Annotated in this window: 2 protein-coding genes; one reads left to right on the plus strand and one right to left on the minus strand. The window is 56.1% G+C overall.

Going from position 1 to position 677, the window contains the following annotated elements:
* A partial coding sequence (locus G3T14_RS24895) for a hypothetical protein (protein WP_204263061.1) occupies positions 1 to 184 on the plus strand: 184 nt, incomplete at its 5' end.
* Between the two features lie 137 nt (positions 185 to 321).
* On the opposite strand, the gene G3T14_RS24900 is transcribed toward G3T14_RS24895, so the two are convergent.
* A partial coding sequence (locus G3T14_RS24900) for a hypothetical protein (RefSeq protein WP_204263062.1) occupies positions 322 to 677 on the minus strand: 356 nt, incomplete at its 5' end.

Consider the following 677-nt stretch of genomic DNA (forward strand, 5'->3'; position numbering starts at 1 on the left):
GTTCACGCTTTGTCCGCTTGTGCGTAGCAGGAGGGCCGTTTCGTTCGTTCTAGCCATGTACGAGGCGGTGATCGGCCTCGTTTTTCTGACTCTGGCCCTTGGGTCCTATTTGTCTTTCACCGTCAAACCCAAAGAAACGGACGATGGCGAAGACGGAAAGGATACAGGCACGACATCGACCTAACTGGGCCGCGCTCTACTACGCCCACCTTGCGCATCTCGGCCGCGGCCTCGCCCAGAACCATATTCATTTGCGCCCGCCAGCCGTTGGCATGCAAAGCGAGGGGCTCGTTACGTATCGCCGAGCCCCTCGTTTTTGTCTCAGCGGGCGGGCGGGCGTGGTTGCAGGTAGAACGCGGTCTCGCAAAGCGCCCGTCCGTCCTTGTCACGACCTGAGTAGCCAGCGTAGCACGACGCCCACCAATTCGGGTCGTTGAGCCGCATAATCTTGAGCCACAACTCCAATCGATCGTCGCCGTATATCGTGGCATATTTATGCAACGCGGACTCGTCCTGTTTGAACGCGACTTGATTCCACTTCTGTGTCATGTAGTACGTCGCGAGACTGCTGATTACCATGAGGACCAAACACATGATATAATGTCTGATGACAGTGGACTTTAGCTGAGCATCTATCAGTTTGAACCCTTGTCGTTGACGGCCTGACTCCGCCTGTG

Source organism: Methylobacterium sp. BTF04, from assembly GCF_010692745.1.
Classification (GTDB): Bacteria; Pseudomonadota; Alphaproteobacteria; order Rhizobiales; family Beijerinckiaceae; genus Methylobacterium.